General features: G+C 70.4%; 22 protein-coding genes. 15 read left to right on the forward strand and 7 right to left on the reverse strand.

Annotated elements, in window-relative coordinates:
- Positions 1–23 precede the first annotated feature (23 nt).
- The gene (locus tag AB0K73_RS05395; RefSeq protein WP_360511400.1) at positions 24–803 is read right to left on the reverse strand and encodes a TIGR01458 family HAD-type hydrolase; all 780 of its coding nucleotides are present in this window, start codon (positions 801–803) and stop codon (positions 24–26) included.
- A gap of 65 nt (positions 804–868) precedes the next feature.
- Here AB0K73_RS05395 and AB0K73_RS05400 point away from each other — a divergent pair, with 65 nt between their 5' ends.
- Together AB0K73_RS05400 and AB0K73_RS05405 are read left to right on the forward strand one after the other, a co-directional pair.
- Positions 869–1,771: a phosphodiesterase gene (locus AB0K73_RS05400; RefSeq protein WP_360511402.1), complete on the forward strand. Its 903-nt coding sequence runs from the start codon at positions 869–871 to the stop codon at positions 1,769–1,771.
- A 7-nt stretch (positions 1,772–1,778) separates the two neighbouring features.
- Positions 1,779–2,714, forward strand: a complete 936-nt coding sequence (locus AB0K73_RS05405; protein WP_360511404.1) for a tyrosine recombinase XerC — start codon at positions 1,779–1,781, stop codon at positions 2,712–2,714.
- A 1-nt stretch (position 2,715) separates the two neighbouring features.
- On the opposite strand, the gene AB0K73_RS05410 is transcribed toward AB0K73_RS05405, so the two are convergent.
- Positions 2,716–3,297 carry a M23 family metallopeptidase gene (locus AB0K73_RS05410; protein ID WP_360511406.1) on the reverse strand — a complete coding sequence of 194 codons (582 nt, stop codon included), beginning with the start codon at positions 3,295–3,297 and terminating at the stop codon, positions 2,716–2,718.
- A gap of 261 nt (positions 3,298–3,558) precedes the next feature.
- Between AB0K73_RS05410 and rpsB the strand changes: the two genes are divergently transcribed.
- From rpsB to AB0K73_RS05455, 9 genes are all read left to right on the forward strand, one after another.
- Positions 3,559–4,587: a 30S ribosomal protein S2 gene (rpsB, locus tag AB0K73_RS05415; RefSeq protein WP_360511408.1), complete on the forward strand. Its 1,029-nt coding sequence runs from the start codon at positions 3,559–3,561 to the stop codon at positions 4,585–4,587.
- Positions 4,588–4,630: 43 nt separating this feature from the next.
- A complete protein-coding gene (gene tsf, locus AB0K73_RS05420; RefSeq protein ID WP_360511410.1) occupies positions 4,631–5,461 on the forward strand; it encodes a translation elongation factor Ts in 831 nt (276 codons plus the stop codon).
- Between the two features lie 199 nt (positions 5,462–5,660).
- Positions 5,661–6,392, forward strand: a complete 732-nt coding sequence (gene pyrH, locus AB0K73_RS05425) for a UMP kinase (RefSeq protein ID WP_360511412.1) — start codon at positions 5,661–5,663, stop codon at positions 6,390–6,392.
- Between the two features lie 56 nt (positions 6,393–6,448).
- Positions 6,449–7,003 (forward strand): ribosome recycling factor, encoded by a 555-nt coding sequence (gene frr, locus AB0K73_RS05430; RefSeq protein ID WP_360511414.1) that lies wholly within the window; start codon positions 6,449–6,451, stop codon positions 7,001–7,003.
- An 11-nt stretch (positions 7,004–7,014) separates the two neighbouring features.
- Entirely contained in the window at positions 7,015–7,998 is a 984-nt protein-coding gene (locus tag AB0K73_RS05435) for a phosphatidate cytidylyltransferase (RefSeq protein WP_360511416.1), read from the forward strand.
- 20 nt (positions 7,999–8,018) lie between these two features.
- Positions 8,019–8,573: a DivIVA domain-containing protein gene (locus AB0K73_RS05440; protein WP_360511418.1), complete on the forward strand. Its 555-nt coding sequence runs from the start codon at positions 8,019–8,021 to the stop codon at positions 8,571–8,573.
- Positions 8,574–8,638: 65 nt separating this feature from the next.
- Positions 8,639–9,301: a lytic transglycosylase domain-containing protein gene (locus AB0K73_RS05445; protein WP_360511420.1), complete on the forward strand. Its 663-nt coding sequence runs from the start codon at positions 8,639–8,641 to the stop codon at positions 9,299–9,301.
- 56 nt (positions 9,302–9,357) lie between these two features.
- Entirely contained in the window at positions 9,358–9,666 is a 309-nt protein-coding gene (locus AB0K73_RS05450; protein ID WP_360511422.1) for a hypothetical protein, read from the forward strand.
- Positions 9,663–10,406, forward strand: coding sequence for an alpha/beta hydrolase (locus AB0K73_RS05455; protein WP_360511424.1), 744 nt, complete (start codon positions 9,663–9,665; stop codon positions 10,404–10,406). The genes AB0K73_RS05450 and AB0K73_RS05455 overlap by 4 nt, the downstream gene beginning before the upstream one ends.
- A gap of 19 nt (positions 10,407–10,425) precedes the next feature.
- Here AB0K73_RS05455 and AB0K73_RS05460 read toward each other — a convergent pair whose 3' ends face one another.
- Both AB0K73_RS05460 and AB0K73_RS05465 read right to left on the reverse strand, forming a co-directional pair.
- Entirely contained in the window at positions 10,426–11,490 is a 1,065-nt protein-coding gene (locus tag AB0K73_RS05460; RefSeq protein WP_360511426.1) for an AI-2E family transporter, read from the reverse strand.
- Between the two features lie 19 nt (positions 11,491–11,509).
- Entirely contained in the window at positions 11,510–13,126 is a 1,617-nt protein-coding gene (locus AB0K73_RS05465; RefSeq protein WP_360511428.1) for a hypothetical protein, read from the reverse strand.
- Between the two features lie 179 nt (positions 13,127–13,305).
- Between AB0K73_RS05465 and AB0K73_RS05470 the strand changes: the two genes are divergently transcribed.
- Both AB0K73_RS05470 and AB0K73_RS05475 read left to right on the forward strand, forming a co-directional pair.
- A complete protein-coding gene (locus tag AB0K73_RS05470) occupies positions 13,306–15,186 on the forward strand; it encodes a hypothetical protein (RefSeq protein WP_360511430.1) in 1,881 nt (626 codons plus the stop codon).
- Positions 15,183–16,133, forward strand: coding sequence for a tetratricopeptide repeat protein (locus AB0K73_RS05475; RefSeq protein ID WP_360511432.1), 951 nt, complete (start codon positions 15,183–15,185; stop codon positions 16,131–16,133). Before AB0K73_RS05470 ends, AB0K73_RS05475 begins: the two co-directional genes overlap by 4 nt.
- Positions 16,134–16,201: 68 nt before the next feature.
- Here AB0K73_RS05475 and glgB read toward each other — a convergent pair whose 3' ends face one another.
- From glgB to AB0K73_RS05490, 3 genes are all read right to left on the reverse strand, one after another.
- Positions 16,202–18,415, reverse strand: a complete 2,214-nt coding sequence (glgB, locus tag AB0K73_RS05480) for a 1,4-alpha-glucan branching protein GlgB (RefSeq protein ID WP_360511434.1) — start codon at positions 18,413–18,415, stop codon at positions 16,202–16,204.
- On the reverse strand, positions 18,408–20,441 hold the full coding sequence (locus AB0K73_RS05485) for a maltotransferase domain-containing protein (protein WP_360511436.1): 2,034 nt from the start codon (positions 20,439–20,441) through the stop codon (positions 18,408–18,410). The genes glgB and AB0K73_RS05485 overlap by 8 nt, the downstream gene beginning before the upstream one ends.
- Positions 20,442–20,635: 194 nt before the next feature.
- Entirely contained in the window at positions 20,636–22,261 is a 1,626-nt protein-coding gene (locus AB0K73_RS05490) for an FAD-dependent monooxygenase (RefSeq protein WP_360511438.1), read from the reverse strand.
- A 66-nt stretch (positions 22,262–22,327) separates the two neighbouring features.
- On the opposite strand from AB0K73_RS05490, the gene AB0K73_RS05495 reads away from it, so the two are divergent.
- Together AB0K73_RS05495 and glgP are read left to right on the forward strand one after the other, a co-directional pair.
- A complete protein-coding gene (locus tag AB0K73_RS05495; protein ID WP_360511440.1) occupies positions 22,328–22,906 on the forward strand; it encodes a helix-turn-helix domain-containing protein in 579 nt (192 codons plus the stop codon).
- Between the two features lie 61 nt (positions 22,907–22,967).
- Positions 22,968–25,526: an alpha-glucan family phosphorylase gene (gene glgP, locus AB0K73_RS05500; RefSeq protein ID WP_360511442.1), complete on the forward strand. Its 2,559-nt coding sequence runs from the start codon at positions 22,968–22,970 to the stop codon at positions 25,524–25,526.
- Positions 25,527–25,564 lie beyond the last annotated feature (38 nt).

The raw sequence follows: 25,564 nt of genomic DNA on the forward strand, positions 1-25,564 counted from the left end.
CCACCGGGGCGGGTGCAGACGCGTCAGCGCTCCGCCCACCAGCGCGGGAGATCGGCGATCGAGTCGAGGACGGCATCGGGTGTGACGTCCTCATGGAGATCTGACTCGGTGAACTTCCCGGTGCGCACGAGCACCCCCGCGAGTCCGGCTCGCTGAGCTCCCTCGACGTCGGTGCGGAGGTCGTCGCCGACCATCACGACCTGGCCGGGCCTGAGTCGCAGCTCGTCGACCGCCGTGCGGTAGAACGCCGGGTCGGGCTTGCCGAGCACCACGGCCTCGCGACCACTCGCGTACTCCAACGCGCGGACGTACGCGCCGGCGTCGAGGCGCAGACCGTCGTCGGCGCGCCAGTACCGGGTCAACCCGAGGGCGACGAGCGGCACGCGTGAGTCGCCCATGAGCAGGCGGAACGCGCGGTTCAGCGTCGCGAAGTCCCACCCGCTTCCGAGGTCGCCGACGATCACCGCCCCAGCGCCGTCCTCGGCGCGGGCGGGTAGCGACTCCATGCCGGTGAACTCGATCGCCGTGGCATCCGGAACGAACAGGGCGGGCCGCTCGATCTCATTGCGACGCAACCACACCGCGGCGGCCACACCCGGCGTGAGGATCTGCGATGGATCCGTCGTAATGCCCAGGCCCGCCAGCTTCTCGACGATCGCGCTGCGCGGGCGCGACGTGGTGTTCGTCACGTAGCGGTATGGGATGCCCTCGCGCATGAGCCACGCGACCGTTTCGGCGGCACCGGGAATCGCCCGGTCGCCGACATAGACGACTCCGTCGAGATCGAGCAGGACTCCCGCCATGCCTCCATGATGCATCGCGCGCACGACCCTATGCTGGGCGGGGACTCAAGCGCGAGGAGGCCTGGATGCAGCTCGGACGATATCCCGCAGCCCGACATGTCATCGCCCATGTGAGCGACACGCACCTGCTCGCAGGCGGGGCCCCGCTCGGCGGCGTGGCCGACACCGTGACGGCGCTCGAACGCACGACGACCCAACTCGGCCGGCTCGGCGGAGCTCTCGACGCGATCGTCGTCACCGGCGATGTCACCGACCTCGGCGAACCCGACGCGTATCGACGCGTGCGCTTGGCACTGGAACCGGTCGCCGAGGCGACCGGCGCCCGACTCGTCTGGGTGATGGGCAATCACGACGAGCGCGCGGCGTTCCGCTCCGAGCTCCTCGACGAGCCCGGCACCGACCAGCCCGTGCACCACGTCGTGCAGCTCGACGGCCTGCGCCTCATCTCGCTCGACACGAGTGTGCCCGGCTACCACCACGGCGCACTCGACACGACATCGCTCGCCTGGCTCGACGCCGTCCTGGCCGAGCCCGCGCCGGAGGGCACCTTGATCGCGATGCACCACGCGCCCATCGCGACCCCGCTCTCGCTCATGGACGTGCTCGAGCTCCGCGACCAGGACGAGCTCGCCGACATCGTGCGCGGGCGCGATGTGCGCATGATCCTCGGCGGGCACCTCCACTACGCCACGAACGGCACCTTCGCCGGCATCCCCGTCAGCGTCTCGGGCGCGACCGCCTACACGATGGACCTCTCGGCACCGCCCGGCGACCTCGTCGGCATCGACGGCGGTCGGTCGTTCACGCTCGTGCACGTCTACGACGACTCGATCGTCACGTCGGTGGTGCCGGTCGGGCCGTTCCCGCTCGTGACGAGCTTCGGCGCAGAGTTCCTCGCCGAACTCGAGGGGCTCTCGCCCGAGGAACGGCTCGAGCGGTTCTCACGCAAGCGGCCACCGAACCCGTGAGCGACCGATGACACTCGACCGGCTCGTCGACGACTACCTCGGCCACGTACGCACCGAGCGCGGTTACTCCGAGCACACCGTCGCCGCGTATCGCGCCGACCTCGTCGAGCTCGTCGACTTCGCGGAGGGTCGGCACATCGATGAGGTCGCCGGCCTCGACCTCGCCCTGCTGCGCGACTGGCTGTGGGCGGCGACGGAGCGCGGGCTCGCTCGAACGAGCATCGCCCGCCGCGCGGCCTCGGCACGCGGCTGGACGGCCTGGCTCCATCGGCGCGGCCTCATCGCCTCCGACCCCGGCGTGCGGCTCAAGGCACCCCGTGCACAACGGACGCTGCCGCGGGTCGTCACGGAACGGGCGCTTGCCGACGCACTCGCGGCCCTCGCCGACCGAGCAGCCGGGGGCGACCCCGTGGCCGTGCGCGATGCGGCCATCGCCGAGTTGCTCTACGCCTCTGCGCTCCGCGTCTCGGAGCTCGTCGGTCTCGACCTCGCCGACGTGGATCGCCGCCGCCGCACCGTGCGGGTCACCGGCAAGGGCGCGAAGGAGCGTGTGGTGCCGTACGGAGCGCCCGCCGCTCGTGCGCTCGACCGCTATCTCGAGAGCGCTCGCCCCGAGATGATCGCCGCCGCCGCGGAACACGGCGGGAAGACCGGGGGAGCCGCCACCGAGGCCGTGTTCGTCGGTGTCCGAGGTGGGCGCCTCGGCGTGCGCAGCGTGCATCGGCAGGTCGCGGCGATGCTCTCGTCGATCCCGGGCGCCGGACCCAGCGGGCCGCACGCGCTGCGCCACAGCGCGGCCACCCACCTGCTCGACGGAGGTGCCGACCTGCGTGCGGTGCAGGAGTTCCTCGGGCACGCGAGCCTCGGCACGACCCAGATCTACACGCACGTGTCCGCGGAGCGCCTCAAACAGAGCTATCGCACGGCGCATCCGCGCGCCTGAGTCACGGCCCCAGGGGTAGCAACACCGCGCGCGGCAATCCGCCGAGGAACAGGAACGGCGACACGTACTCGCCGTCGACCCTGACGCCGAAGTGCACGCACACCCCATCGCAGTGCCCGCCGGATGCCACGGTGCCCACCACGTCGCCGGGCTCCACCGCCGTGCCGGGCACAACGGACGCCTCGACCGGCTCGATCGCGCTCAACACGCCGTCGCCGTGGTCGATCGACACGACACCCCGCCCCGCCACCGGCCCCGCGAACCGAATCACGCCGGCTGCGGGTGCGACGACCGGGTCACCGGATGCCGCGGCCACGTCGATGCCGCGATGGCCGGCCGAGTACGGCGTGGGCGGCGCCCGGAACGGCGCGACCACGGAGATGGGTGGCGCGACCGGCCACTCCCACGGTTCCGACGGCACCGTCGGCTCGGCGACCACCGACCTGGCGGGGCCCGCATTCGCGGCCGCGGGCATGAGCAGCACGGCCGCGACGGAAGCGGCGAGCAGCAGGGCCGAGGCCACGATCACGAGCAGGCGACGGCGGCGGCCCGACGAGGGCACGGGAGGGCGGGAAGCGAGCATGCGTCGATGCTCGTCGCGCTCGCGGCATCCGTCGTCCGCATCCATGCGACCTGTGCGATCGAGACGCCTCAGCCCGGTTGGGGAGGACCGGTGCCGGTGGTAGAGTGTCGAGAGCGCCTCGGCCTGCCGGGGCGACTACGCGTGCCATTTCGGCCGACGACTCCACTCAGTCCACTCGCATGAGGCGGCGGAGCCGTGCCGGGCACCAGGGCTCTCGACCGCCGGTCGGGGCGACAACTGAGAACAGAAGGAGAACGGCTCATGGCCGTCGTCACCATTCGCCAGCTGCTCGACAGCGGCGTGCACTTCGGGCACCAGACCCGCCGTTGGAACCCGAAGATGAAGCGCTTCATCTTCACCGAGCGTTCCGGCATCTACATCATCGACCTGCAGCAGTCGCTCGCCTACATCGACAAGGCGTACGACTTCGTCAAGGAGACGGTCGCCCACGGCGGCACCATCCTCTTCGTCGGCACGAAGAAGCAGGCCCAGGAGTCCATCGCCGAGCAGGCGACCCGGGTCGGGCAGCCCTTCGTCAACCAGCGTTGGCTCGGTGGCCTCCTCACGAACTTCACCACGGTCTCCAAGCGCCTCGCGCGCATGAAGGAGCTCGAGGAGCTCGATTTCGAGGGCACCACGAGCGGCTTCACCAAGAAGGAACTGCTCATCAAGAAGCGCGAGCTCGACAAGTTGCACAAGTCGCTCGGCGGCATCCGCAACCTGACGAAGACCCCGTCGGCGCTCTGGGTGGTCGACACCAAGAAGGAGCACCTCGCGATCGACGAGGCCAAGAAGCTCGGCATCCCGGTCATCGGCATCCTCGACACCAACTGCGACCCTGATGAGGTGCAGTACCCCATCCCGGGCAACGACGACGCGATCCGTTCGGTGAGCCTGCTCACCCGCATCATCGCCGACGCCGCTGCCGAGGGCCTCATCGAGCGCCACCAGAAGCCCGAGGCCGAAGGCAACGTCTCCGCCGTCGAGCCGCTCGCCGAGTGGGAGCAGGAGCTCCTCCAGGCGCAGACCCCCGAGCAGTCCTCGGCCGAGACCGCCAAGGTCGACGAGGCGACCGCTGAGGCCGCCGAGGTCGAAGAGGTCGTCGAGGCCGTTTCGGCGGATGCCACCGCGGTCGCCGCGACCGAGTCCGAGGCCGACGCCGAGGGCGCCGCCGCTGCGGAGACCACCGCGGGCGACGCCGAGACCGCCGAAGCAGCGGACGCCGAGACCGCCGAAGCAGCCGACGTCGAGACCACCGAAGCAGCGGACGCCGACGCCGAGTCCAAGTAAGACCCCTCCACACACGACCACGAGTCCAGGAGACTTCCACAACATGGCCAACTTCACACTCGAAGACGTCAAGACCCTGCGCGAGCGCCTCGGCACCGGCATGGTCGACACCAAGAACGCGCTCGTCGAGGCAGACGGCGACCTCGAGAAGGCGGTCGAGCTCCTCCGCCTGAAGGGCGCGAAGGGCAACGCCAAGCGCGCCGACCGCTCCACCGCCGAGGGCCTCGTCGCCGCCGTCGACAACGGCGACGGCACCGCCACCCTCATCGAGCTCGCGTGCGAGACCGACTTCGTCGCCAAGGGCGACAAGTTCGTCGCGCTCGCCGAGCGCGTGCTCGCGGGCGTCGCGGCGGCTCGCGCCGCGACCGTCGAGGCCGCCCTGGCCGCGCCGGCCGACGGCAAGACCGTCGCCGACGTGATCAGCGAGGAGGCCGCGATCCTCGGCGAGAAGGTCGAGCTTCGCCGCATCCGCCTGGTGAAGGGCGAGCACTTCGCGATCTACCTGCACAAGACGTCGAAGGACCTGCCGCCGCAGGTCGGTGTCGTGCTCGGCTACTCGGGCGACGACACCGACACCGCCCGCAGCATCGCGCAGCACATCTCGTTCGCCGACCCCGAGTTCCTCACCCGCGACGACGTTCCGGCCGAGTCGGTCGAGAAGGAGCGTGCGATCGTCGAGCAGATCTCGCGCGAGGAGGGCAAGCCCGAGGCGGCCCTCCCGAAGATCATCGAGGGGCGCCTCGGAGCCTACTTCAAGCAGGTCGCCCTCCTCGAGCAGGACTACGCCAAGGACAACAAGCTCTCGGTCCGCAAGGTCGTCGAGGACGCGGGCCTCACGGTGAGCGACTTCGCTCGCTTCAAGGTCGGCGCCTAGGTCGAGATGAGGGAGTCCGGTTCGCGCGAGCGATCCGGACTCCCTTTTCCATGCGCGGAACCTCCGCGGTGGATTCCGCGAGTGGATGCCGCGGCCAGGCGTCCGACATGCATGGTCGTGGGGTGACATCCGGCACCGGCGACTGCGGCGAGGTCGGCGAAGCACTAGTTTTGACACGGGCACGAAGGGACGGGCGAGGATGACGGAACGCAGACGAAGGGTCATGTTGAAGCTCTCGGGCGAGGCGTTCGGTGGGGGGGCGCTCGGCGTCAATCCCGACGTGGTGGCCGCGCTGGCCAAGGAGATCGCGGATGCCGCGCGAACCGTCGAGGTCGCCATCGTGGTCGGCGGCGGCAACTTCTTCCGCGGCGCCGAGCTCTCGCAACGTGGCATGGACCGCGGACGCGCCGATTACATGGGCATGCTCGGCACCGTGATGAACTCGCTCGCGCTGCAGGACTTCCTCGAGCAGGCCGGCGCCGAGACGCGCGTGCAGTCGGCGATCTCGATGACGCAGGTCGCCGAACCGTACATCCCGCGCCGCGCCGAGCGGCACCTCGAGAAGGGGCGCGTCGTCATCTTCGGTGCCGGCGCCGGATTGCCCTACTTCTCGACCGACACGGTGGCGGCGCAACGCGCGCTGGAGATCGGCGCCGACGTGGTGCTGGTCGCCAAGAACGGTGTCGACGGCGTGTACTCCGACGACCCGCGCACCAATCCCGACGCGCACAAGATCGATCGGATCAGCTATCAGGAGGCTCTGCAGCGCGGCCTCAAGGTCGTCGACTCGACCGCGTTCAGCCTCTGCATGGACAACGGCATGCCCATGCAGGTCTTCGGCATGCAGCCGAGTGGCAACGTCACGGCCGCGATCCTCGGCTCCGACCTCGGCACCGTCGTCAGCAACGGCGTGCCGGTGTCGACCCGATAGGTGGCGGCGTCCCACTCGATAGACTGTTCCGAGTAGCGAACCGAAAAGGAGCCCCCGTGATCGCGGATGTACTTTCCGATGCCACCGCACGCATGCACAAGGCCGTCGAAGTCGCGAAAGACGACTTCGCGACCGTGCGCACGGGCCGGGCGAACCCCCAGATGTTCCAGAAGATCATGGTGAGCTACTACGGCACGCCCACGCCGCTGTCGCAGCTCGCCTCGCTGCAGAACCCCGAAGCGCGAACGCTCGTGGTGACGCCCTACGACAAGAGCGCGCTGCGCGACATCGAGCAGGCCATCCGCGACACCCCGAACCTCGGCGCCAACCCGTCGAACGACGGCAACATCATCCGCGTGACGCTCCCCGAGCTGACCGAGGAGCGCCGCAAGGAGTACGTGAAGATCGTGCGCTCCAAGGCGGAGGATGCCAAGGTCTCGGTCCGCAACATCCGTCGCAAGGCCAAAGACGACCTCGATGCGCTGAAGGGCGAGGTCGGCGACGACGAGGTGGCTCGCGGCGAGAAGGAGCTCGAGCACATCACGAAGACCAACGTCGACGCCATCGACGATGCGCTGAAGCGCAAGGAAGCCGAACTCCTCGAGGTCTGAGGGGCAGACGGATGTCGGGCGTCCCAGAGGGGGAGCAGTCGGACGCCGGGGGGCATGACCGCACCGCGCGTGACGAGTTCCGTGCGCAGGTGCATGCGCGCAAGGCCGATCTCGAACGACAGTTCGAGGCGTCCAGGGCCCAGTTCGACCAGGCGCAGGAGAAGATCCAGGCGCGCACCGGCCGCAACCTGATCCTCGCGATCGTCATCGGGCTCGTGTTCGGCGGCGTACTGCTGCTGAGCCTGCTCGTCATCAAAGAGCTGTTCATGCTCTTCGCGGTGCTGCTCGCGGGATTCGCCAGCTACGAGCTCGCGCAGGCGCTGCGCAAGGACGACTACCGCGTGCCCCGCATCCCGACGGTCGCGGTCGCCGTGGCGGCGGTGCCGGCGGCTTACTACGGCAGCGCCGGCGGGCAACTCCTCGCTGTCATCGTCGGCATCGTCATCGTCAGCCTGTGGCGGCTGGGGGAGCAGCTCGTACCGAGCCTTCGCCGCACGGGCCCGAGCCTCGTGCGCGACCTCATCGCCGGAACCTTCGTGCAGGGCTACGTCACGTTCCTCGCGACCTTCGCCGTCGTGCTCACGGCGGCCGAGGGCGGGCAGTGGTGGACGCTGGCCTTCATCGTCACCGCCGTTGCGGCAGACACGGGTGCCTATGCGTCGGGCCTCATGTTCGGCAAGCACCCGATGGCGCCCGTGATCAGTCCCAAGAAGACCTGGGAGGGCTTCGCCGGGGGAGCGCTGGCCAGCCTGATCGCCGGCGTCCTCCTCTCGACGCTCATGCTCGGCAACACCTGGTGGTTCGGCCTGATCTTCGGCGCCGCGATCTTCCTCACGGCCACGCTCGGAGACCTCGCCGAGTCGCTCGTGAAGCGCGACATCGGCATCAAGGACATGAGCTCGTGGCTGCCCGGGCACGGTGGATTCCTCGATCGGCTCGACTCGATCCTGCCGTCGGCCGCTGTTGCCTTCGTGGCGTTCCGGATCTTCGGTTGAGCGTCCGGGATAATGGTCCGGTGAGCTCCACCTTCCCACGCGCGCGAAAGCCCCAACTGGGCTACAACATCGATCAGGTCGAGGAGTTCCTGCGGGTGGCTCGGCGGGCCTACGACGGATCAGCCCGCCCCGGCGACCCGCCGCTGAGCTCCGAACGCATCCGGCTCACGGCGTTCGCCATGCAGAAGGGCGGCTACTCCACGGCGCACGTCGACGCCGCCCTCGAACGGCTCGAAGACGCATTCGCCGCCGAGGAGCGACAGGTCGCCGCCCGGCTGCACGGCACGGAGGCCTGGCTCAGCGAGGCCCGCACGACCGCGCAGGTGATCACGAACCGGCTCGCCCGTCCCGAGGGTGAGCGCTTCGATCGGGTCAGCCCTCTCGCGCTCGGCTACCGCGTTCGCGACGTCGATCGGTTCGCCGACAAGCTGACGCGGTACTTCCGCGACGGGTGGCCCATCTCGATCGACGATGTGCGCACGGTGGTGTTCACCACGCAGCGCGGCGGCTACCGCGAATCGCAGGTCGACCTCGTGCTCGACGCGGTCGTCGACGTGATGCTCGCGGTCCGGTGAGCAGTTCCACGCGGTCGAGCAGGGGTTCGACGAGGTCACGGCGGCTCCGATACACTCGACGAATCGTGGGCAGGCATATGGAATCGGATGGCGCGACCGCCGCTGAGCGCACGTACGCCACGCGCTCCCGCACCCGCGGTCCCGTCAAGCAGGCGGCCATCGTCATCTTCGCGTTCACGGCCTCGGTCAGCTTCCTCCTCGTCAACGTCGTCGACCCGTTCTCGGGTGCGACGGCCTCACCCGACTTCGCTCCCGGCGGCGATCGGTTCGGCGGCGCCGAGGTGCAGGCATACGCCGTCGACGGCGAGTACACCATCGGCGTGTCGCGAGAGGGCTACGTCGTCGAGAAGAAGCCCGAGGTGAAACTCGCGCCCGCCTCGACGTCGTCGTCCAGCGGATGGGCACCCCCGGCGATCACGCCCGACCCGGGTTCGGCGCAGGCCTATGCAGCCGGCGCCGTCGCCGCCCGCGGTTGGGCGTCGAGTGAGTTCGACTGCCTCGTGGCGCTCTGGAACAAGGAGTCCGGCTGGCGCGTGAACGCCTACAACGCGTCGAGCGGGGCGTACGGCATCCCGCAGTCGCTTCCGGGTTCGAAGATGGCGACCGCCGGGGCCGACTGGGAGACGAACGCCGCGACCCAGATCGAGTGGGGCCTCGGCTACATCCAGGGCCGCTACGGCACCCCATGCGGCGCGTGGGCCCACTCGCAGGACGTCGGCTGGTACTGACCGAGCGGATGCCGCGAGTCCGCAACGGGGCCGGGAGCCGACCCTAGACTGGAACCATGGTGCGCTCGAATCGGTCACGAGGTCGCGCGGCGCGTGCCCGAGGGCCGCATCCCGAGCTCGACGTCGAGCGCATGACGGCCGGCTGGCGGCGTACCGAGGTGCGCGGCGGGCGCGAGTGGAACGTCCAACCCGTCTCCGAGCAACAGGCCGTGAAGGCCTACCTCTGCCCCGGCTGCGGGCTCGACGTGACGCCGGGCGTCGCCCACCTCGTCGTGTGGCGCGCCGACGGCGTGCTGGGTGACGCCGCCGACCTCGCCGCACGCCGCCATTGGCACACCCACTGCTGGAGGATCGTCACCCCGTGAACCCCGAGAACCAGGTCGAGATCAGGGCCGGCGTCGAGCTGCCGGCGATTCGCGAGGAGATCGAACTGCACACCTCCGACGGCCTCACGCTCGTCGGAGAGCTGGCGACGCCGGTCGACCGACCACCCGTCGCCACGCTCGTCACGCTGCATCCGCTCCCGACGGCCGGTGGTTTCATGGACTCCCACGTCCTGCGGAAGGCGGCGGCCCGGCTGCCGGCGCTCGCCGATCTCGCCGTGCTGCGGTTCAACACGCGTGGCACCTCCTCACCGCGGGGCACGAGCGAGGGCACGTTCGGCGAGGGCATCGAGGAGCGGGCGGATGTCGCGGCCGCCATGCAGTTCGTCGCCGATCGCGGGCTGCCGAACCCCTGGCTGATCGGCTGGTCGTTCGGCACGGAACTGGCGCTCAAGTACGGGCTCGATCACGGCATCGCCGGGGCCGTGCTGCTCTCGCCGCCGCTGCACCGCACGACCGAGGAGGAGCTCCGTCGGTGGAATGCGTCGTCCGCGCCGATCGTCGCCCTGATCCCCGAGCACGACGACTTCTTGAAGCCCGAGGCCGCCGCCGAGCGCTTCGCCGTGCTGCCGCGGGTGCGGCGCATCGACGTGGCGGGGGGAAAGCATCTCTGGGTCGGGGAGGCGCAGACCCGCCGGGTGCTCGAGGAGATCGTGGCGGCCGTCAACCCGTCGGCGCTCCCGCTCCCGACCACGTGGCCGGCGACATCCGCCTCGAGCTGATTCCCGGCAGTCGGACGGCTCAGCGCTCGTTCTGGCGCGGAATCACGACCTGCTTGATGATGAGCAGTACGGATGCCGCGAAGGGGATCGCGATGAGCGCGCCGAGGATGCCGAGGAGCGAGCCGCCGGCGAGTGCGGCGATCACGACGAGCGCACCGGGCACCTTGACCGCGCGGGTCATGATGCGGGGACTCAATACGTATGCCTCGATCTGCATGTAGACGAGGTAGTAGACGGCGGCGATGAGTGCCGTGAGCGGCGAACCCAGACCCGGGATGAGGCACACCAGGACGATCAGCACCGAGCCCGAGAGCGTGCCGATGAGCGGCACGAGTGAGAACAGGAACGCGAGGAGTGCGAGGACGGCCGGGAACGGGGCGTTGATGATCGAGAGGAAGACGAAGCTCAGGATGCCGTTGACGGCGGCGAGCGAGACCTGGCCGAGCACGTATCGCCCGACCGATTGCGTGATCTGCTCGGTGAGGTCGGCGAACCGTGCTCGCTTGGAGGCGGGCACCAATTGGTAGCTCGCGCGCTTCATGCTGTTGAGGGACGCCGCGAAGTACAGCGTCAGGATCAGCACGATGACGATCGCGAAGACCCCGGTGCCGATGGCGACGGTGACCTGCAGCACCCCACCCGCGAGTTCGCTCAGCTTCTCGGGATTGGTGAAGAAGTCGGTGATCGCGGCCGTCACCTGCTCCTGCAGGTCGCTGATCGCGAGCTGCGGGAACTGCTCCTCGAGGGACTCGACCCAGTCGAAGCTGCTGACCCGCTCGATGATCCCGGGGAGCTCCTCGACGAGCTGACTCACCTGGTCGACGATGATCGGCACCACCGCGAGCACCAGGGCGGCGATCAGGAGGCCGACCCCCGTCATGACGATGACGATCGCCGCCCAACGCGGAAGCCCTCGGCGCTCGAGCCAGCTGATCGCCGGATCGAGGCCGAGGGCCAGGAAGAGTGCCGCGCCGATGTACGCGATGATCGTCGACAACGTCGCGATGGACGCGAGGATGAGCAGCCCGAGGCCGACCCCGAGCGTTCCGACGAGTCCGACTCGGAACGCGTTCTGGATCTTCATCGGCCGGCGCGTTCGCCGGTCAGCGCGACGTCTGCGCAGCCACCTGCTCGGCCGCAGTCAGCACGCCACGAAGGCTCTCGAAGTAGCCCGCAACCGCGTCGCGCTCGATCTTGATCTGCGACAGGCGGTCCTCGGCGTCGGCGACGAGGGCACGGGTGCGCTCCTCGGCGTCGGCGATGAGCTTGCGTGCCTGGTCGTGCGCCGCCGAGATGCGCTCGCGCGCCTCTTCGTCGGCCCGGTCGCGAACGGCCGCGATCTCGCTGCGCACCTTCGTCTCGAGGCGCTCGGCCTCGGCGCGGCTCTCGGCGGTGTGTGCCACCGCCTCGGCGAGCTCGGCGTTGGCGTCGTCGAGGAACTTCTGCGTCTGCGCAGCGGCCTCCTGGTGCGCTGCGAGGAGTTCCTGCTCGGCCTCGTCGCGCTTGCGGGTGAGCTCGGCTTCCAGGTCGAGATGTGCCTTCTCGATCTCTCGGCGCATGCGGTTGACCTCGTGCGTGGTCTTCTTGCGCATCGACGTCAACTGGTTGTCGAGGTCGATGCGGGCCTGCTCGGCCTCGGCCTCGAAGTCGGCGCGTGCCTGCTCCTGTTCGAGCGCGAGGTCGGCGCGCATCTGGTCGAGGTCGGCGGCGTGCTTGGCGCGGATGCGCTCGAGCTCATGCTGCAGCTTGAGGCGCGCGGCCTCGGCCTCGCGCTCGCGGTCGACCTTGGCCTGCTCCTTCTGCTGGGCGAGCTCCGCGCGACTGCCTTCGAGCTGGCGATCGAGGTCGGTGCGGGCCTGCTCGAGCTCGTGCTCGAGGGCCGCCCGGCGTTCGGCGATCTCGGCGTCGATGGCGGCACGTGACTCGGCCGTCTCGCGCTCGAGGTCGAGTCGCGACTGCTCCGTCTCGCGGGCCAGGTCGATGCGGGCCTGTTCGGTCTCCTTGGCGAGCTCGGCGCGGGCGCGGTCGAGCTCGATCGCCACCTCGGCTCGGGTCTGCTCGGTCTCCTGGGCGAGACCGGCCGCCGTGGCTCGAGCCTCGGTCGCCTCGGTGTTCGCCGCGACCAGGATCTCGGACGCCTTGCGTTCGGCCGCGGCCACCGTGGCGGCCGCCTCGCGCTTGGCGCTCGACCGGAGCTCGGCGGATTCGGTGGCCACGGCCCCGCGGATGGCGGCCGCATCGCGCGCCGCCTCCTGGCGGAGCTGCTCGCTCGCCTCGTGTGCGCGGGCCACCATGTCGTCGGCCTCGGCGCGGGCGTTCTCGAGCACGCGGTTGGCCTGGGATCGGGCCTCGCTCAGCGTGCGCTCGGCCACCTCGTGCGCGTCGGAGCGCATGAGGTGCGCCTCGTCCTCGGCGGCACGGCGGAGCTTCTCGGCGTCGATGTCGGCCTGCGCGATGAGGCGGGTCGACTGCTCCTCGGCGACCCGGAGCGTGTTCTCGAGCTTCGTGCCGAGGCCGGAGAAGGTGGGGCTGCCGACCTCCTCGAGCTCTGCAGTGAGTTCGTCGATGCGCGCGAGGAGGCGTTTACTCTCCTTCGCCTGTTCGGCGAGCTGGTTGTTCGCGTTGATGATGTCGCGTCGGAGCCCGTTGATGCTCTTATCGACTTCGTCCTTGTCGTATCCGCGGAACACCTGCGTGAACTCGGTCTCTTCGACGGCCATTCTTCCTCCGGGCTCTGTCCCGCGTTCGTGGGGGCTCATGCGGGATGTGTCGATTGTACGGGCACGCGGCGTCGCTCGTGCACGCTGCCCACAGGCTGTGGTTAGGAGACTCCCAGACACCGCCGGTAGTGTGGAATGTCTGTGTTCGAAGCCGCCAAGGTGGCACCGGAGGTTTGTTCGTGCGCTTCGCCCTCGCCATCGTGGCTTTCGTGGCCGCGGCCGTGATGATCGGGTTCGGGATCGCCCAACGCACCGTCTACCTCGACCCCGACCGCGTGACCCTCACCAGCCAGTTCGAGGAGGAGTCGCCCTACGTGGTGGTCCACCCCGACGCACTCGGCGCGTATCCCGGAAAGCAGACGCTGACCGTTTCCGGCTCCGAGACGGTCTTTCTCGCCTACGGCCGCACCTCCGACATCGAGTCCTGGCTCGGTGCCGAGCCGCACGTGGCCGTGCACTACGACGCCCAGACCGAGGAGTTCACGAGCGAGGTGGTGACCGGCGGATCCGAAGCGGACTCCCCGCCTGCCACCGGAACGCCGACGCCGACACCGACGCCCGCGCCCGCGCCCGCCGAGGGAGCGACCGAGACCGCGGATCCGGCCGTATCTCCCGCGGGCTCCGACCTCTGGCTCGACGAGCTCACCGAGGAGCGGTCGCTGACCACGACCATCGACGTGCCCGACGACATCGCCGTGCTGCTCGCCAGCGACGGCACCGCCCCGGCGCCCACCGACCTCGCGATCTCGTGGCCGCTCGACAACTCGACGCCGCTCGCCGGCCCCTTGATCGCCGGCGGTGCGCTCGTCTTCCTGATCGGGCTCATCCTGCTGTTCACGGGCTTCCTGCACCATCGCCGCTCGCGCGGACCTCGCCGCAACCTGCCCAAGGGCCCGCGTGGCAGGCTGCCGAGCGCACCGAAGCCGTCCACGCGGCAGGGCCTCACGGGGAGCAACCGTCGGGCCATCGGCCGAGCCCGGCGGATCGCGCTCGTGCCGCTCATCGCCGTGCCGGCCCTCGCCTTGAGCGCGTGCTCCGCCGACTACTGGCCGAGCTTCGACCAGACGGCATCCTCCACCGCTCCGGCGACGCCGTCCACGCCTCCTGCGACCGATGCGCCCGTCGAAGAGGACGAAGAGGAGATGGAGCCCGCCGTCACGGTGCCGCAGATGGAACGCATCATGCGGCGCGTCGCCGTCTTCGCCAAGGAGACCGACGACGCCCGCGACGCCACCGCCATCGCCGAGCGATTCACCGGACCGGCGCTCGAGGCGCGGGTCGCGAACTACACGATCCGCGGCACCCTGCCCGATCACCCGGCCCCCGTGGCCGTGCCGGCCTCGCCGCTCACGCTCACGCTCCCGCAGCAGGTGGCGGGTTGGCCGGCCAGCGGGCGCACGGTGCTCACGATCGCGCAGAACTCCGACCCGACGATCGCCCCGACGGCCCTGGTGCTCCAGCAGGTCACACCCCGTGACAACTACAAGATCGTCTACGCGATGTCGCTCGCACCCGACGCCGATGTTCCCGAGGTGGCGCCCGCATCCATCGGCGCTCCGCTCATCTCGCCCGAGTTCAAGGGCCTCGTGCTGCCCCCGGGCGAGGTCGCCGCGGCCTACGCCGACCTGCTGCTGCTGGGCGACGCCTCGGCGTCCTACGAGCTGTTCGACGCCGAGGGCGACGTGCTTCGCGAACAGCTCGGCCTGACGGGCCAGCAGGCGACCCGCGATTCGCTGCAGGGCAAGGAGGCCGCGATCGCGTTCTCCAACGCCGTCGGCGACAGCCCCACCATCGCGATGGCGACGAACGACTCGGGCGCCCTCGTGAGCGTCTCCATCGAGCAGACCGAGCAGGTGACGCCCACGAACGGCGGTACGATCGGCTTCGAGGCCGGCGCACCGGGTGCTGCCCTCTCGGGGTTCACCGACAAGAGCGCCAAGGGCGTGCAACGCGTCATCGGCGTGCAGTTGCTGTTCTATGTGCCGAGCGTCGGCTCGGACGAGCAGATCCGGCTCCTCGGCTGGTCCGAGGGCCTCATCGGAGCATCGGAGGTACCGTGACCGACCCCACACCGCTGAGCGGCCTTCGCGGAGCCGTCGACCTCTCCGCACTGGTGCAGCGTTCTCAGGCCTCGCCCCAGCAGGGCACTCAGCCGCGGCACGCCGCAAGCGGCGACCCGCTGGTCTTCGAGACGGATGACGCGTCGTTCGGTTCGACGCTGGAACTGTCGCGCACCGTCCCGGTCGTCGTCGTGCTGTGGGCCTCGTGGAGCGAGCAGTCGGCGCAACTCGTCGCCACCCTCGAGCGGCTCGTGCGTGCCCGCGAGGGGCGTCTCGTGCTCGCCGCGGCGGACGCCGACCGAAGCCCGCAGCTCGTACAGGCCTTCCAGGCGCAGGGGATCCCCACGGTGGTCGCGGTCGTCGCCGGGCAGCCGGTGCCGCTGTTCGCGGGCGTGCAGCCCGACGACGTGATCGCGCAGGTGTTCGACCAGCTCCTCGAGCTCGCCGCGCAGAACGGCGTCTCCGGACGTGTCGACGCCGACGGTCCCGAGGGCAATGGCGAGACCGACTCGGCCGAGCCCGCCGAGCCCCCGCTGCCGCCCCTGCACCAGGAGGCGTACGACGCGATCGAGCGGGGCGATTACGCCGCCGCGGCATCCGCGTACACCACGGCCATCGCGCAGGACCCGCGTGATTCGCTCGCGGTCGCGGGCCTCGCGCAGGTCAAGCTGCTCGGGCGCCTGCAGGGCAAGTCGCTCGACGAGATCCGGGGCGCCGCGGCATCCGCGCCCGACGATCTCGACGCGCAGCTCGACGTCGCTGATCTCGACCTCTCGGGCGGTCACGTCGAGGACGCGTTCGACCGGCTCCTCACGCTGTTTCCCAAGCTCGACGCCGACGGCAGGAAGCTCGTGCGCGAGCGGCTCCTCGAGTTCTTCGAGGTCGCCGGAGTCGAGGACCCGCGAGTCATCGCAGCGCGGCGTCGGTTGACGAACCTGCTGTACTGAGGCGCGGGCGTCTCGGTACGGCGCTGGTGCGCCTGCCTGCCCGACCACCGGATGCGGGGCCGGCGCTCCTACTCGACGTCGGGGTCGGGCGTGAACCAGACCGCCGCGAGCGGCGGCAGCGTGAACACCCCCGAGGCGGGCCGGCCGGCCCACGGGGTGTCGGTCGCCTCGACCCCGCCGAGGTTGCCGACGCCCGAGCCGCCGAACTCCGCGGCATCCGAGTTCAGCACCTCGCGCCAGCGGCCGGGAGCCGGAAGCCCGAGCCGGAAGCCCTCGTGCGGACGACCCGCGAAGTTCACGACGCAGAGGAGCGGCCGCCGCTCGCGGTCGTAGCGGAGGAACGCAATCACGTTCTCGGCCGCGGCGCCGCCCTCGACCCATGCGAAGCCCGCGGCGTCGTCGTCGAGCTGCCAGAGCGCGGCGATCGAGCGATAGGTGCGGTTCAGGGTGCCGACGAACTCGGCGAGTCGGCGGTGACTCGGCTGGTCGAGGATCCACCAGTCGAGGCCGCGCTCCTCGCTCCACTCGGAGAGCTGGCCGAACTCCTGTCCCATGAACAGCAACTGCTTGCCGGGGTGCGCCCACATGAACGACAGGTAGGCACGCACGTTCGCGAGCTGCTGCCAGTGATCGCCCGGCATCTTCCGCACGAGCGATCCCTTGCCGTGCACGACCTCGTCGTGGCTGATGGGCAGGAGGAAGTGCTCGCTGAACGCGTAGAGGAACGAGAACGTGAGGTCGTGGTGGTGGTGTGCGCGGTACATCGGGTCCTTCGAGATGTACTGCAGCGTGTCGTGCATCCAGCCCATGTTCCACTTGAATCCGAAGCCGAGCCCGCCCGAGCTGGTCGGGGCGGTCACGCCCGGCCAACTCGTCGACTCCTCGGCGATCATGACGACGCCGGGATTGCGCTTGTAGGCGGTTGCGGTCGCCTCCTGCAGGAAGCCGATCGCCTCGAGGTGCTCGCGGCCGCCGTGCACGTTCGGCAACCACTCGCCCGCTTCTCGCGAATAGTCGAGGTAGAGCATCGACGCGACGGCGTCGACGCGCAGCCCGTCGACGTGCATCTCCTCGAGCCAGAACAGCGCGTTGGCGACGAGGAAGTTGCGCACGCGCGGATTGCCGTAGTCGAAGACGTACGTGCCCCAGTCCTTCTGCTCGCCGCGCCTCGGGTCGGGGTGCTCGTAGAGCGGCTCGCCGTCGAAACGCGCGAGTGCCCAGTCGTCCTTCGGGAAGTGCCCGGGCACCCAGTCCATGATCACGCCGATGCCCGCGCGGTGCAGGCGGTCGATGAGGTACTTGAGGTCGTCGGGGCTGCCGAAGCGGCTGGTCACGGCGAAGTAGCCGGTCACCTGGTAGCCCCATGACCCGCCGAACGGATGCTCCGCCAGCGGCATGAACTCCACGTGCGTGTATCCCAGCCAGTCGAGGTACTCGATGAGCTCGTCGGCGACCTCGCGGTAGCCCTTTCCGGGGCGCCACGATCCGAGGTGGAGCTCGTACACGCTCATCGGCAGCTCGTGCGCGTTGGTGGTCGCGCGCCGCGACATCCACTCGTCATCGTCCCAGACGTGCGAGCTGACGCTCACGACGGACGCGGTGGCGGGCGAGACCTCGGCCTGGCGGGCCATCGGGTCGGCCTTCATGACCCAGTCGCTCGAGCCGGTGAGGAACTCGAACTTGTAGATCGTGCCGGGTGGCAGGTCGGGCACGAACAGCTCCCAGACGCCCGTGCCGCCCATGCTGCGCATGGCGTGACCCGAGCCGTCCCAGCGGTTGAACTCGCCGACGACGCGAGCCGCGCGCGCGTGCGGCGCCCACACCGTGAATCCAGTGCCGCGCACGCCGGCGCCTGCGCCCCAGTGCTCGCGATGGTGCGCGCCGAGGACGCGCCACAGCTCCTCGTGCCGGCCCTCGCCGATGAGGTGCAGGTCGAGGTCGCCGACCGTCGGCGCGAAGCGGTACGGGTCGTCGCTCGTCCACTCGTCGTCGCCGTAGCGCGCCCGCACCCGGTAGCCGGTCGGTCCGAAGTCGCCCACCCCTGCCCAGATGCCGTGTCCGACGTGGTCGAGGGGCACGATGGCGCCGTCGTCGAGGATCGCCTCGACGGCGTCGGCGAGCGGCCGCCGAGTGCGGATGACCGTGTGGACGCCCGGAGTGCCCCCGAGCTCGAACCCGTGCTGGCCCAGGACCGAGTGCGGGTCGGAGTGCCGACCCTCCGCGACGGCGGCGAGCACCTCGTCGGCGACGACGGGGCCGGTGCGAGGCATCCGGTCAGGCATCTGCGCCTCCATCCGCGCCGCGCACGATGTGCAGGATGTGCGCGGGCTGCGTGAACGCATCGAGGCGGACGTAGTTCGCGTCGCTCCACGTCCAGCGGTCGCCGGTCACGAGGTCGGCGACCTCGAATCGCGCACCGGGCTCGAGGCCGATCTCGGCGAAGTCGAGGTGCACCGTCGTCTCCCTGACGGAGTGGGGATCGACGTTGGCGACCACGATGATGGTGTCGTCTTCGCCGGTGGCGGTGAAGCGCCCTTCGAGGTGCTTCGAGTAGACGAGCACCGAGTCGTCCTCGCTCGCGTGGATGCGGAGGTTCCGCAGCTGCCCGAGCGCCGGGTGGTCGGCGCGGATGCGGTTGAGGATGCCGAGGTAGAGCGCGAGCGAGCGGCCCTCGCGTTCGGCGCCCGCGAAATCGCGGGGCTTGTACTCGTACTTCTCGTTGTCGATGGCCTCCTCGGCGCCCGGCCTCGCCACGGACTCGAAGAGCTCGAAGCCCGAGTACACGCCCCAGGTCGGCGCCGCGGTCGCGGCGATCGTCGCCCGCACCGTGAACGCGGCCGGCCCGCCGAACTGGAGGTACTCGGTGAGGATGTCGGGCGTGTTCACGAACAGGTTCGGACGCATGTAGTCGGCGGTCTCCTGGGAGACGGAGGTGAGGAACTCCTCGAGCTCGGCCTTGGTGTTGCGCCACGTGAAGTACGAGTACGACTGCTGGAAGCCCACCATCGCGAGCGCGCGCATCATCGCCGGCCGCGTGAACGCCTCGGCGAGGAAGACCACGTCGGGGTCGGTCGCATTGATGTCGCCGATGAGTCGCTCCCAGAACGGGAGTGGCTTGGTGTGCGGGTTGTCGACGCGGAAGATGCGCACGCCCTGCTTCATCCAGTGCCGCACGACGCGGGTGACCTCGACGACGAGGCCTTCGACGTCGTCGTCGAAGTTGATGGGGTAGATGTCCTGGTACTTCTTCGGCGGGTTCTCGGCGTAGCGGATGGTGCCGTCGGGCAATTGCGTGAACCAGTCCGGATGCTCCGTCACCCATGGGTGATCGGGGGACGCCTGCAGCGCGAGGTCGAGCGCGATCTCGATGCCGAGCGCCTCGGCGCGACGCACGAAGGCGCGGAAGTCGGCGAGCGAGCCGAGGTCGGGATGCACGGCGTCGTGGCCGCCGGGGGTGCCGTCGCGGAGCGGTCCGCCGATGGCCCACGGCGAACCGGGATCGTCGGGCCCGGGGTCGAGCGTGTTGTTGCGGCCCTTGCGGTTCGTCACGCCGATCGGATGGATCGGCGGCAGGTACACGACGTCGAAGCCCATCGCGGCGACCCCGTCGAGGCGCTTCGCGGCCGTGCGGAACGAGCCGCTGCGCCATCGGCCGTCCTTGAACCGGCGCGCGCCCTCCGAGCGCGGGAAGAACTCGTACCACGAGCCGACGCCCGCGCGACGGCGCTCGACGCGGATCTCATGTTCGGGGGAGTCGCTCGCGAGCCTCGTGAGCGGGCGCGGCACGAACTCGGCGAGGGCCGGGTCGTCGATGAGGGCGCGCCGGTCGGCGACGGGTGCCGCGTCGTCGCGCAGTGCGTCGGCGAGCGTCGTCAGCTGCTTCCGCACGGCACGGGGCCGTTCCGCTTCGGCTGCTGCTCGTTCCAGGAGACGTGCTCCGATCTCGAACATGAGCTCGACGTCGACGCCGGCGTCGACCTTGAGTGCCGCGTCGTGCCGCCAGGTGGCGACCTCGTCGTCGAAGCCCGTGACATGCCAATGCCAGACGCCCTGCTCGTCGAGGAGCGCCTTCGACTCCCAGCGGTCGGTGCCCGGCGCCAGTGGCGACATCCGCTCGCGCGTGACCCTGCCCGACGGGCTCGTGAGCACCAGCATGGCGCCCACCATGTCGTGCCCCTCACGGAAGACGGTCGCGCGGAACGGCACCACCTCGCCGACGAACGCCTTCGGTCTCCACCGCGCATCGGGGAGGGCGGGGGTGACCCCGGTCACCGGGATCCGGCCGGCCAGCACTGCGTTGGTCGTCACGGTTCGACCGTAGCGCGGATCGGGTGTGGGCGGCGTGACGCGCCGCCGCTTCCGAACGCCGCTGATGCTCGACCCGACCGAAATTCGATGCAGGCCGAAGAGAGGATATCCGATGACCGAAGTGCACAGCCGCACGTGAAGATGGTCGTCCGGTGACGGGTAAGGGGCTCCGGCCGCTTCCGTAGGAACCGAGTTCAGTTCGACCGCTGTCGTCCGGGCCCGCCCGACAGGTCGCGATCGAGACGGTTGCGGTGATCCGCATCCGCCTCGAGGCGCGTGCGGACCTGCTGCGGCTCGGCACCGGTGCCGGCGACCACGCGGTCGGGCCGGACGAGCACGACCCGGGCCTGGGCGGCGGGGGCGGATGCCTCGGGCTCGATCACCTCGTCGTCGCGCACGACGATCACGGGCAGGCCGCGCCAGCGCGGGTCGTCGGTAGCGGCTGCGGGCTCGTCGGCGCGTTGCCACATCACCCAGCACCAACCCGACTCGGGCAGGCGCGCGGAGAGTCGGCGACCGTCGGCGAGTATCGGGTTCGCCAGGCGACGACCGGCTCCTGGGCCTGCGCTCAGCGGGCCGTCGGGGTAGGCGGCCTCGAGCATTCCGGTGCTGCGGCCGAGTCTGGCCTGTACGCGGGGGAGCGCGAGCACGTGGGGCGCGATCCGGCCGAGCACGCGTCGGATCGCCCCGTTCCGTGTCGTCAGCAGGGCGGTCATTCGGGCGACGGTCTCGACCATCCGGCTCCCCGCGGCCCGGCGTTCGGCCTCGTAGCTGTCGAGGATGGATTCGGCCGCGGCGGGGGACGACGGTGCCCCTTCGACCTCCGCGAGCTTCCAGAGCAGGTTGTGGGCGTCCTGCAGTCCGGTGTTCAGCCCTTGGCCGCCGACGGGGCTGTGCACGTGGGCGGCGTCTCCGGCGAGGAACACGCGACCGCGGCGGTACGCGTCCGCCACCCCGTGCGTGAGGGAGAAGCGCGAGGTCCAGCCGACGTCGTGCACGCCGAACTCGAGGCCCGTGCGCTCCATGACGAGGGCGTCGAGATACGCCTCGTCGATGGTGGGGGCCTCGGCATCCGTCGCCGCGGGAACGTGGGCGATGATCCGCCAGCGACCGGGATCGGGCACCGGCACGATGATGAGGAGGCCCTGCGGCGCGAGGTAGGCATAGCCCTCGTCCTCCGCGAGGGGCAGCGAGCCCGCGACATCCGCCAGCAGGAACTCCACCCCGCTGTCGCGACGGTCGAGCCGGAGTCCAACGCGATCGCGCACCGTGCTGCGGCCCCCGTCGCACCCGATGACCCAGCGCGCACGCACGCGCTGCAGCCCGTCGACGGTCTCGACGTGGGCCTCGAGGTGGTCTTCCCGGTCGTCGAGCTCGACGAAGGCTGCTCCCCACTCGACCGCGCCGCCAAGCTCGGCGAGTCGCGACTCGAGGACCTGCTCCGTGGCGTACTGCGGGATGGACAGCCAGAACGGGTACGCGGTGTCGCCCCACGGGAGTCCGAGCAGATCCACCCTGGTGCGGCGCCCACGTGGCCCGGCGTGGGCGGTGATCGCCGCGAACGGCACCCCCTCGGCGAGCATGCGATCGGCGACACCCATGATCTCGAGCAGCTCCATCGTGCGGGCATGCGTGGCGAGTGCCTTGGAGTGCGTGGAGAGTCCGAGCTTGCGATCGATGATCCGTACCGACAGGCCGTGGCGCCGGGCCTCGCAGGCTGCGGCCAGCCCGGTGGGGCCGGCGCCGACGACCAGCACATCGACATCCGTGGACGCGGGCCGTTCGGAGAGTCCGGATGCATGGTCGCGAGAGGGGTTCATATCGTCAGCGTATCAAAATGAGACACTGACGTCTCGTTTCACTCGATTCTTCGGTATGGTGGAACCATGGATGCCACCTCCCCGGCCCCTCCACCGCGGCGTCGTGACGTTGCGCGTCACCGTGACCTGCTCATCGCCGCAGCCACCGAGGAATTCGCCCGCAATCCTGAAGCGTCGATGGCCGACATCGCCCGGGTCGCCCAGTTGACGAGGGCCACCGTGTACCGCCACTTCCCGAACCGCGACGCGCTCGAGGCGGCCATCCGATCGGAGGCGCTCGCCCGAGCGTCCGGGGCGCTCGCGGAAGGACGGCTCGACGAGGGCACCGCGCTGGAGGTCCTGCGGCGCGTGATCCAGGCCCTGAGCGCACAGGGCATGAGTCTGCGATTCATGCTGCTGCAGGGCCCCGATTCCGACCCGGAGTTCCTGGCCCAGCGCGCTCAGGTGCTGTCGCCGCTCGTCGACGTGGTGAGGCGAGGGCAACGCGAGGGCCTCCTCCACGAGGACCTCGCGCCCGAGTGGATCGTCACGGCGATGGCGTCGCTGCTCGTCGCTGCGGTGCGGGCGGCCCCGTCGCCGGATGCCGACGTGGCGGAGATGGTGCATCGGACGTTGATGTCCGGGGTCGCGACGGCAGCGAGCTGACCGTGGCATCCGGCACTCGACGTTCACACGTTCGTCATGCGCCCGCCCTAGGGTTGAGCGGGTGAAACCCATTCGCAAGTTCACCGTCCGTGCCGTCGTCCCGGCAGCGCTCTCGGCCCTCGAGGAGCTCGCGGCCAACCTGCGGTGGTCGTGGCATGAGCCCACGAAGCGCCTCTTCGAGCACATCGACCCCATTGTCTGGCAGAGCTCGCGACGCGACCCGGTGGCGTTCCTCGGGGAGGTCCACCCGGCGCGCCTCGACGAGCTCGCGCGCGACGAGGGCTACGTCGAGTGGGCCGAGCGCGAGCGCGCCGGCCTGCGCGAATACCTCGCCGAACCGCGCTGGTTCCAATCGCTCGGCGCGGATGCCCCGCGACTCGTCGCCTACTTCTCGCCGGAGTTCGGCATCACGGCGGCACTGCCGCAGTATTCGGGCGGACTCGGCATCCTCGCGGGCGATCACCTGAAGGCGGCATCCGACCTCGGCGTCCCGCTCGTCGGCGTGGGGCTGTTCTACAAGGCGGGCTACTTCCGGCAGTCGATCTCGGCCGACGGATGGCAGCAGGAGCGGTATCCCGTGCTCGACCCCGATGGGCTCCCCCTGTCGGTGCTGCGCCGACCCGACGGCGCTCCCGTGCAGGTGACCCTCGCCCTGCCCGACGATCAATCGCTGCACGCGCGCGTCTGGAAGGCGGCCGTCGGCCGCGTCACCCTGCTCATGCTCGACACCGACATCCCGGCGAACACCGACGAGCTGCGCACGGTGACCGACCGGCTCTACGGGGGTGGCGGCGAGCACCGGCTGCTGCAGGAGCTCCTGCTCGGCGTCGGCGGAGCCCGGGCCGTGCGCGCCTTCACCGAGCTCGCAGGGATGCCCGCGCCCGACGTGTTCCATATGAACGAGGGCCATGCCGGGTTCCTCGGGCTCGAGCGCATCGCGACCCACATCGCGGTCGGCCTCTCGTTCACCGAGGCGCTGCAGGTCGTTCGGGCTGGAACCGTGTTCACGACGCACACGCCCGTTCCCGCCGGCATCGACCGCTTCGATCGCGGCCTCGTCGAGCGGTACCTCTCGACGTCGCTGCTGCCCGGTGTCGAGCCCGCCGACGCATTGGCCCTCGGCGTCGAGCCCGGCGCCGACCCCGAGACGAGCGCGTTCAACATGGCGGTCATGGGGCTTCGCCTCGCGCAGCACGCCAACGGCGTCTCGAAGTTGCACGGCGAGGTGAGCCGGCGCATGTTCGGCGACCTCTGGCCCGGCTTCGACGCCGAGGAGGTGCCCATCACGTCGATCACGAACGGCGTGCACGCGCCCACCTGGACCGACCCCGCGCTCGTCAGCCTCGCCGAGTCGACGCTCGGCACGGCCGACCCCGAGCACGCCGACTGGTTGAGTCCGGCCCTCTCCGGCGGCGAGTTCTGGACGGTCAAGCGGCGGATGCGCCTCCAGCTCGTCGAGGACGCGCGCCGACGCCTGGCCGCAGCGTGGTCGGAGCAGCACGCGGGGGCCCAGGCGCCCGAGTGGGTGACGCGGGTGCTCGATCCCGACACGCTGACGGTCGGCTTCGCCCGTCGCGTGCCGACGTACAAGCGCCTCACGCTCATGCTGCAGGACCCCGAGCGGCTGAAGGCGATCCTCACGAACCCCGAGCGGCCCGTGCAGTTGGTGATCGCCGGCAAGTCGCATCCGGCCGACGACGAGGGCAAGCGGCTCATCCAGCAGCTCGTGCAGTTCGCACAGCAGCCCGGGCTGCGCGAGCGCATCGTGTTCCTGCCCGACTACGACATGGGCATGGCCGAGCTCCTCTACCCCGGCTGCGACGTGTGGCTGAACAACCCGCTGCGCCCGCTCGAGGCGTGCGGCACCTCGGGCATGAAGGCCGCCATGAACGGTGCACTCAACCTGTCGATCCTCGACGGTTGGTGGGCCGAGTACGCGGGCGACGATTACGGCTGGGTCATCCCGTCGGCGGATGCCGCGGGGGACGCCGGCGAGCGCGATGCCCTCGAGGCATCCGCCCTCTACGACCTGCTCGAGCACCGCGTCGCGACCCGGTACTACGAGCGCGACGGCGATGGAGTGCCCGAGGAGTGGGTGCGCCGGGTGCGCCAGACGCTCGCGACGCTCGCGCCCGAGCTCGGCGCCGACCGCATGGTCAAGCAGTACGTCGAGCGGCTCTACCGCCGGGCCGCCGAGCACGCGGCGAAGGTGGAGGCCGACGGCGATCGCGGCGCCCGCGAGCTCGCGGCATTCGATTCGCGCGTGCGCGCCGCCTGGCCGAAGGTGCACGTGACGCACGTCGAGTCGGGCGGGGTCGAATCGCCGCACGTCGGCGACGCGCTGCGCCTGCGGGCGTACGTCGAGCTCGACGGGCTCGCGGCCGACGATGTGACGGTCGAGGTCGTCTACGGACGCAGCCGCGTCGACGAGTCGATCGAGGACGTGCGACGCACCGCGCTCGAGCCCGATGGGGTTGCGGATGCCTCGGGCCCTCGCCTGTACACGGGCACGGTGGTGCTCGACCGGGCGGGTGCGTTCGGGTACACGGTGCGCGTGGTGCCGCGGCATCCGCTCATGCTCTCGACCGCGGAGCTGGGGCTCGTCGCCGTCGCCGGGTGAGGCGCCGATGCCGCGCGCCTCGCGGGCGTGCTTCGTGT

Origin of the sequence: Agromyces sp. NPDC052230, from assembly GCF_040679595.1 — a bacterium.
GTDB lineage: Bacteria > Actinomycetota > Actinomycetes > Actinomycetales > Microbacteriaceae > Agromyces.

What these genes read in the sequence shown, in the direction of transcription:
- AB0K73_RS05395 (WP_360511400.1), bottom strand. Translation starts at nt 803, where the DNA reads ATGGCGGGAGTCCTGCTCGATCTCGACGGAGTCGTCTATGTCGGCGAC.
- AB0K73_RS05400 (WP_360511402.1), top strand. Translation starts at nt 869, where the DNA reads ATGCAGCTCGGACGATATCCCGCAGCCCGACATGTCATCGCCCATGTG.
- AB0K73_RS05405 (WP_360511404.1), top strand. Translation starts at nt 1,779, where the DNA reads ATGACACTCGACCGGCTCGTCGACGACTACCTCGGCCACGTACGCACC.
- AB0K73_RS05410 (WP_360511406.1), bottom strand. Translation starts at nt 3,297, where the DNA reads ATGCTCGCTTCCCGCCCTCCCGTGCCCTCGTCGGGCCGCCGCCGTCGC.
- rpsB (WP_360511408.1), top strand. Translation starts at nt 3,559, where the DNA reads ATGGCCGTCGTCACCATTCGCCAGCTGCTCGACAGCGGCGTGCACTTC.
- tsf (WP_360511410.1), top strand. Translation starts at nt 4,631, where the DNA reads ATGGCCAACTTCACACTCGAAGACGTCAAGACCCTGCGCGAGCGCCTC.
- pyrH (WP_360511412.1), top strand. Translation starts at nt 5,661, where the DNA reads ATGACGGAACGCAGACGAAGGGTCATGTTGAAGCTCTCGGGCGAGGCG.
- AB0K73_RS05435 (WP_360511416.1), top strand. Translation starts at nt 7,015, where the DNA reads ATGTCGGGCGTCCCAGAGGGGGAGCAGTCGGACGCCGGGGGGCATGAC.
- AB0K73_RS05450 (WP_360511422.1), top strand. Translation starts at nt 9,358, where the DNA reads ATGGTGCGCTCGAATCGGTCACGAGGTCGCGCGGCGCGTGCCCGAGGG.
- AB0K73_RS05460 (WP_360511426.1), bottom strand. Translation starts at nt 11,490, where the DNA reads ATGAAGATCCAGAACGCGTTCCGAGTCGGACTCGTCGGAACGCTCGGG.
- AB0K73_RS05465 (WP_360511428.1), bottom strand. Translation starts at nt 13,126, where the DNA reads ATGGCCGTCGAAGAGACCGAGTTCACGCAGGTGTTCCGCGGATACGAC.
- glgB (WP_360511434.1), bottom strand. Translation starts at nt 18,415, where the DNA reads ATGCCTGACCGGATGCCTCGCACCGGCCCCGTCGTCGCCGACGAGGTG.
- AB0K73_RS05490 (WP_360511438.1), bottom strand. Translation starts at nt 22,261, where the DNA reads ATGAACCCCTCTCGCGACCATGCATCCGGACTCTCCGAACGGCCCGCG.
- AB0K73_RS05495 (WP_360511440.1), top strand. Translation starts at nt 22,328, where the DNA reads ATGGATGCCACCTCCCCGGCCCCTCCACCGCGGCGTCGTGACGTTGCG.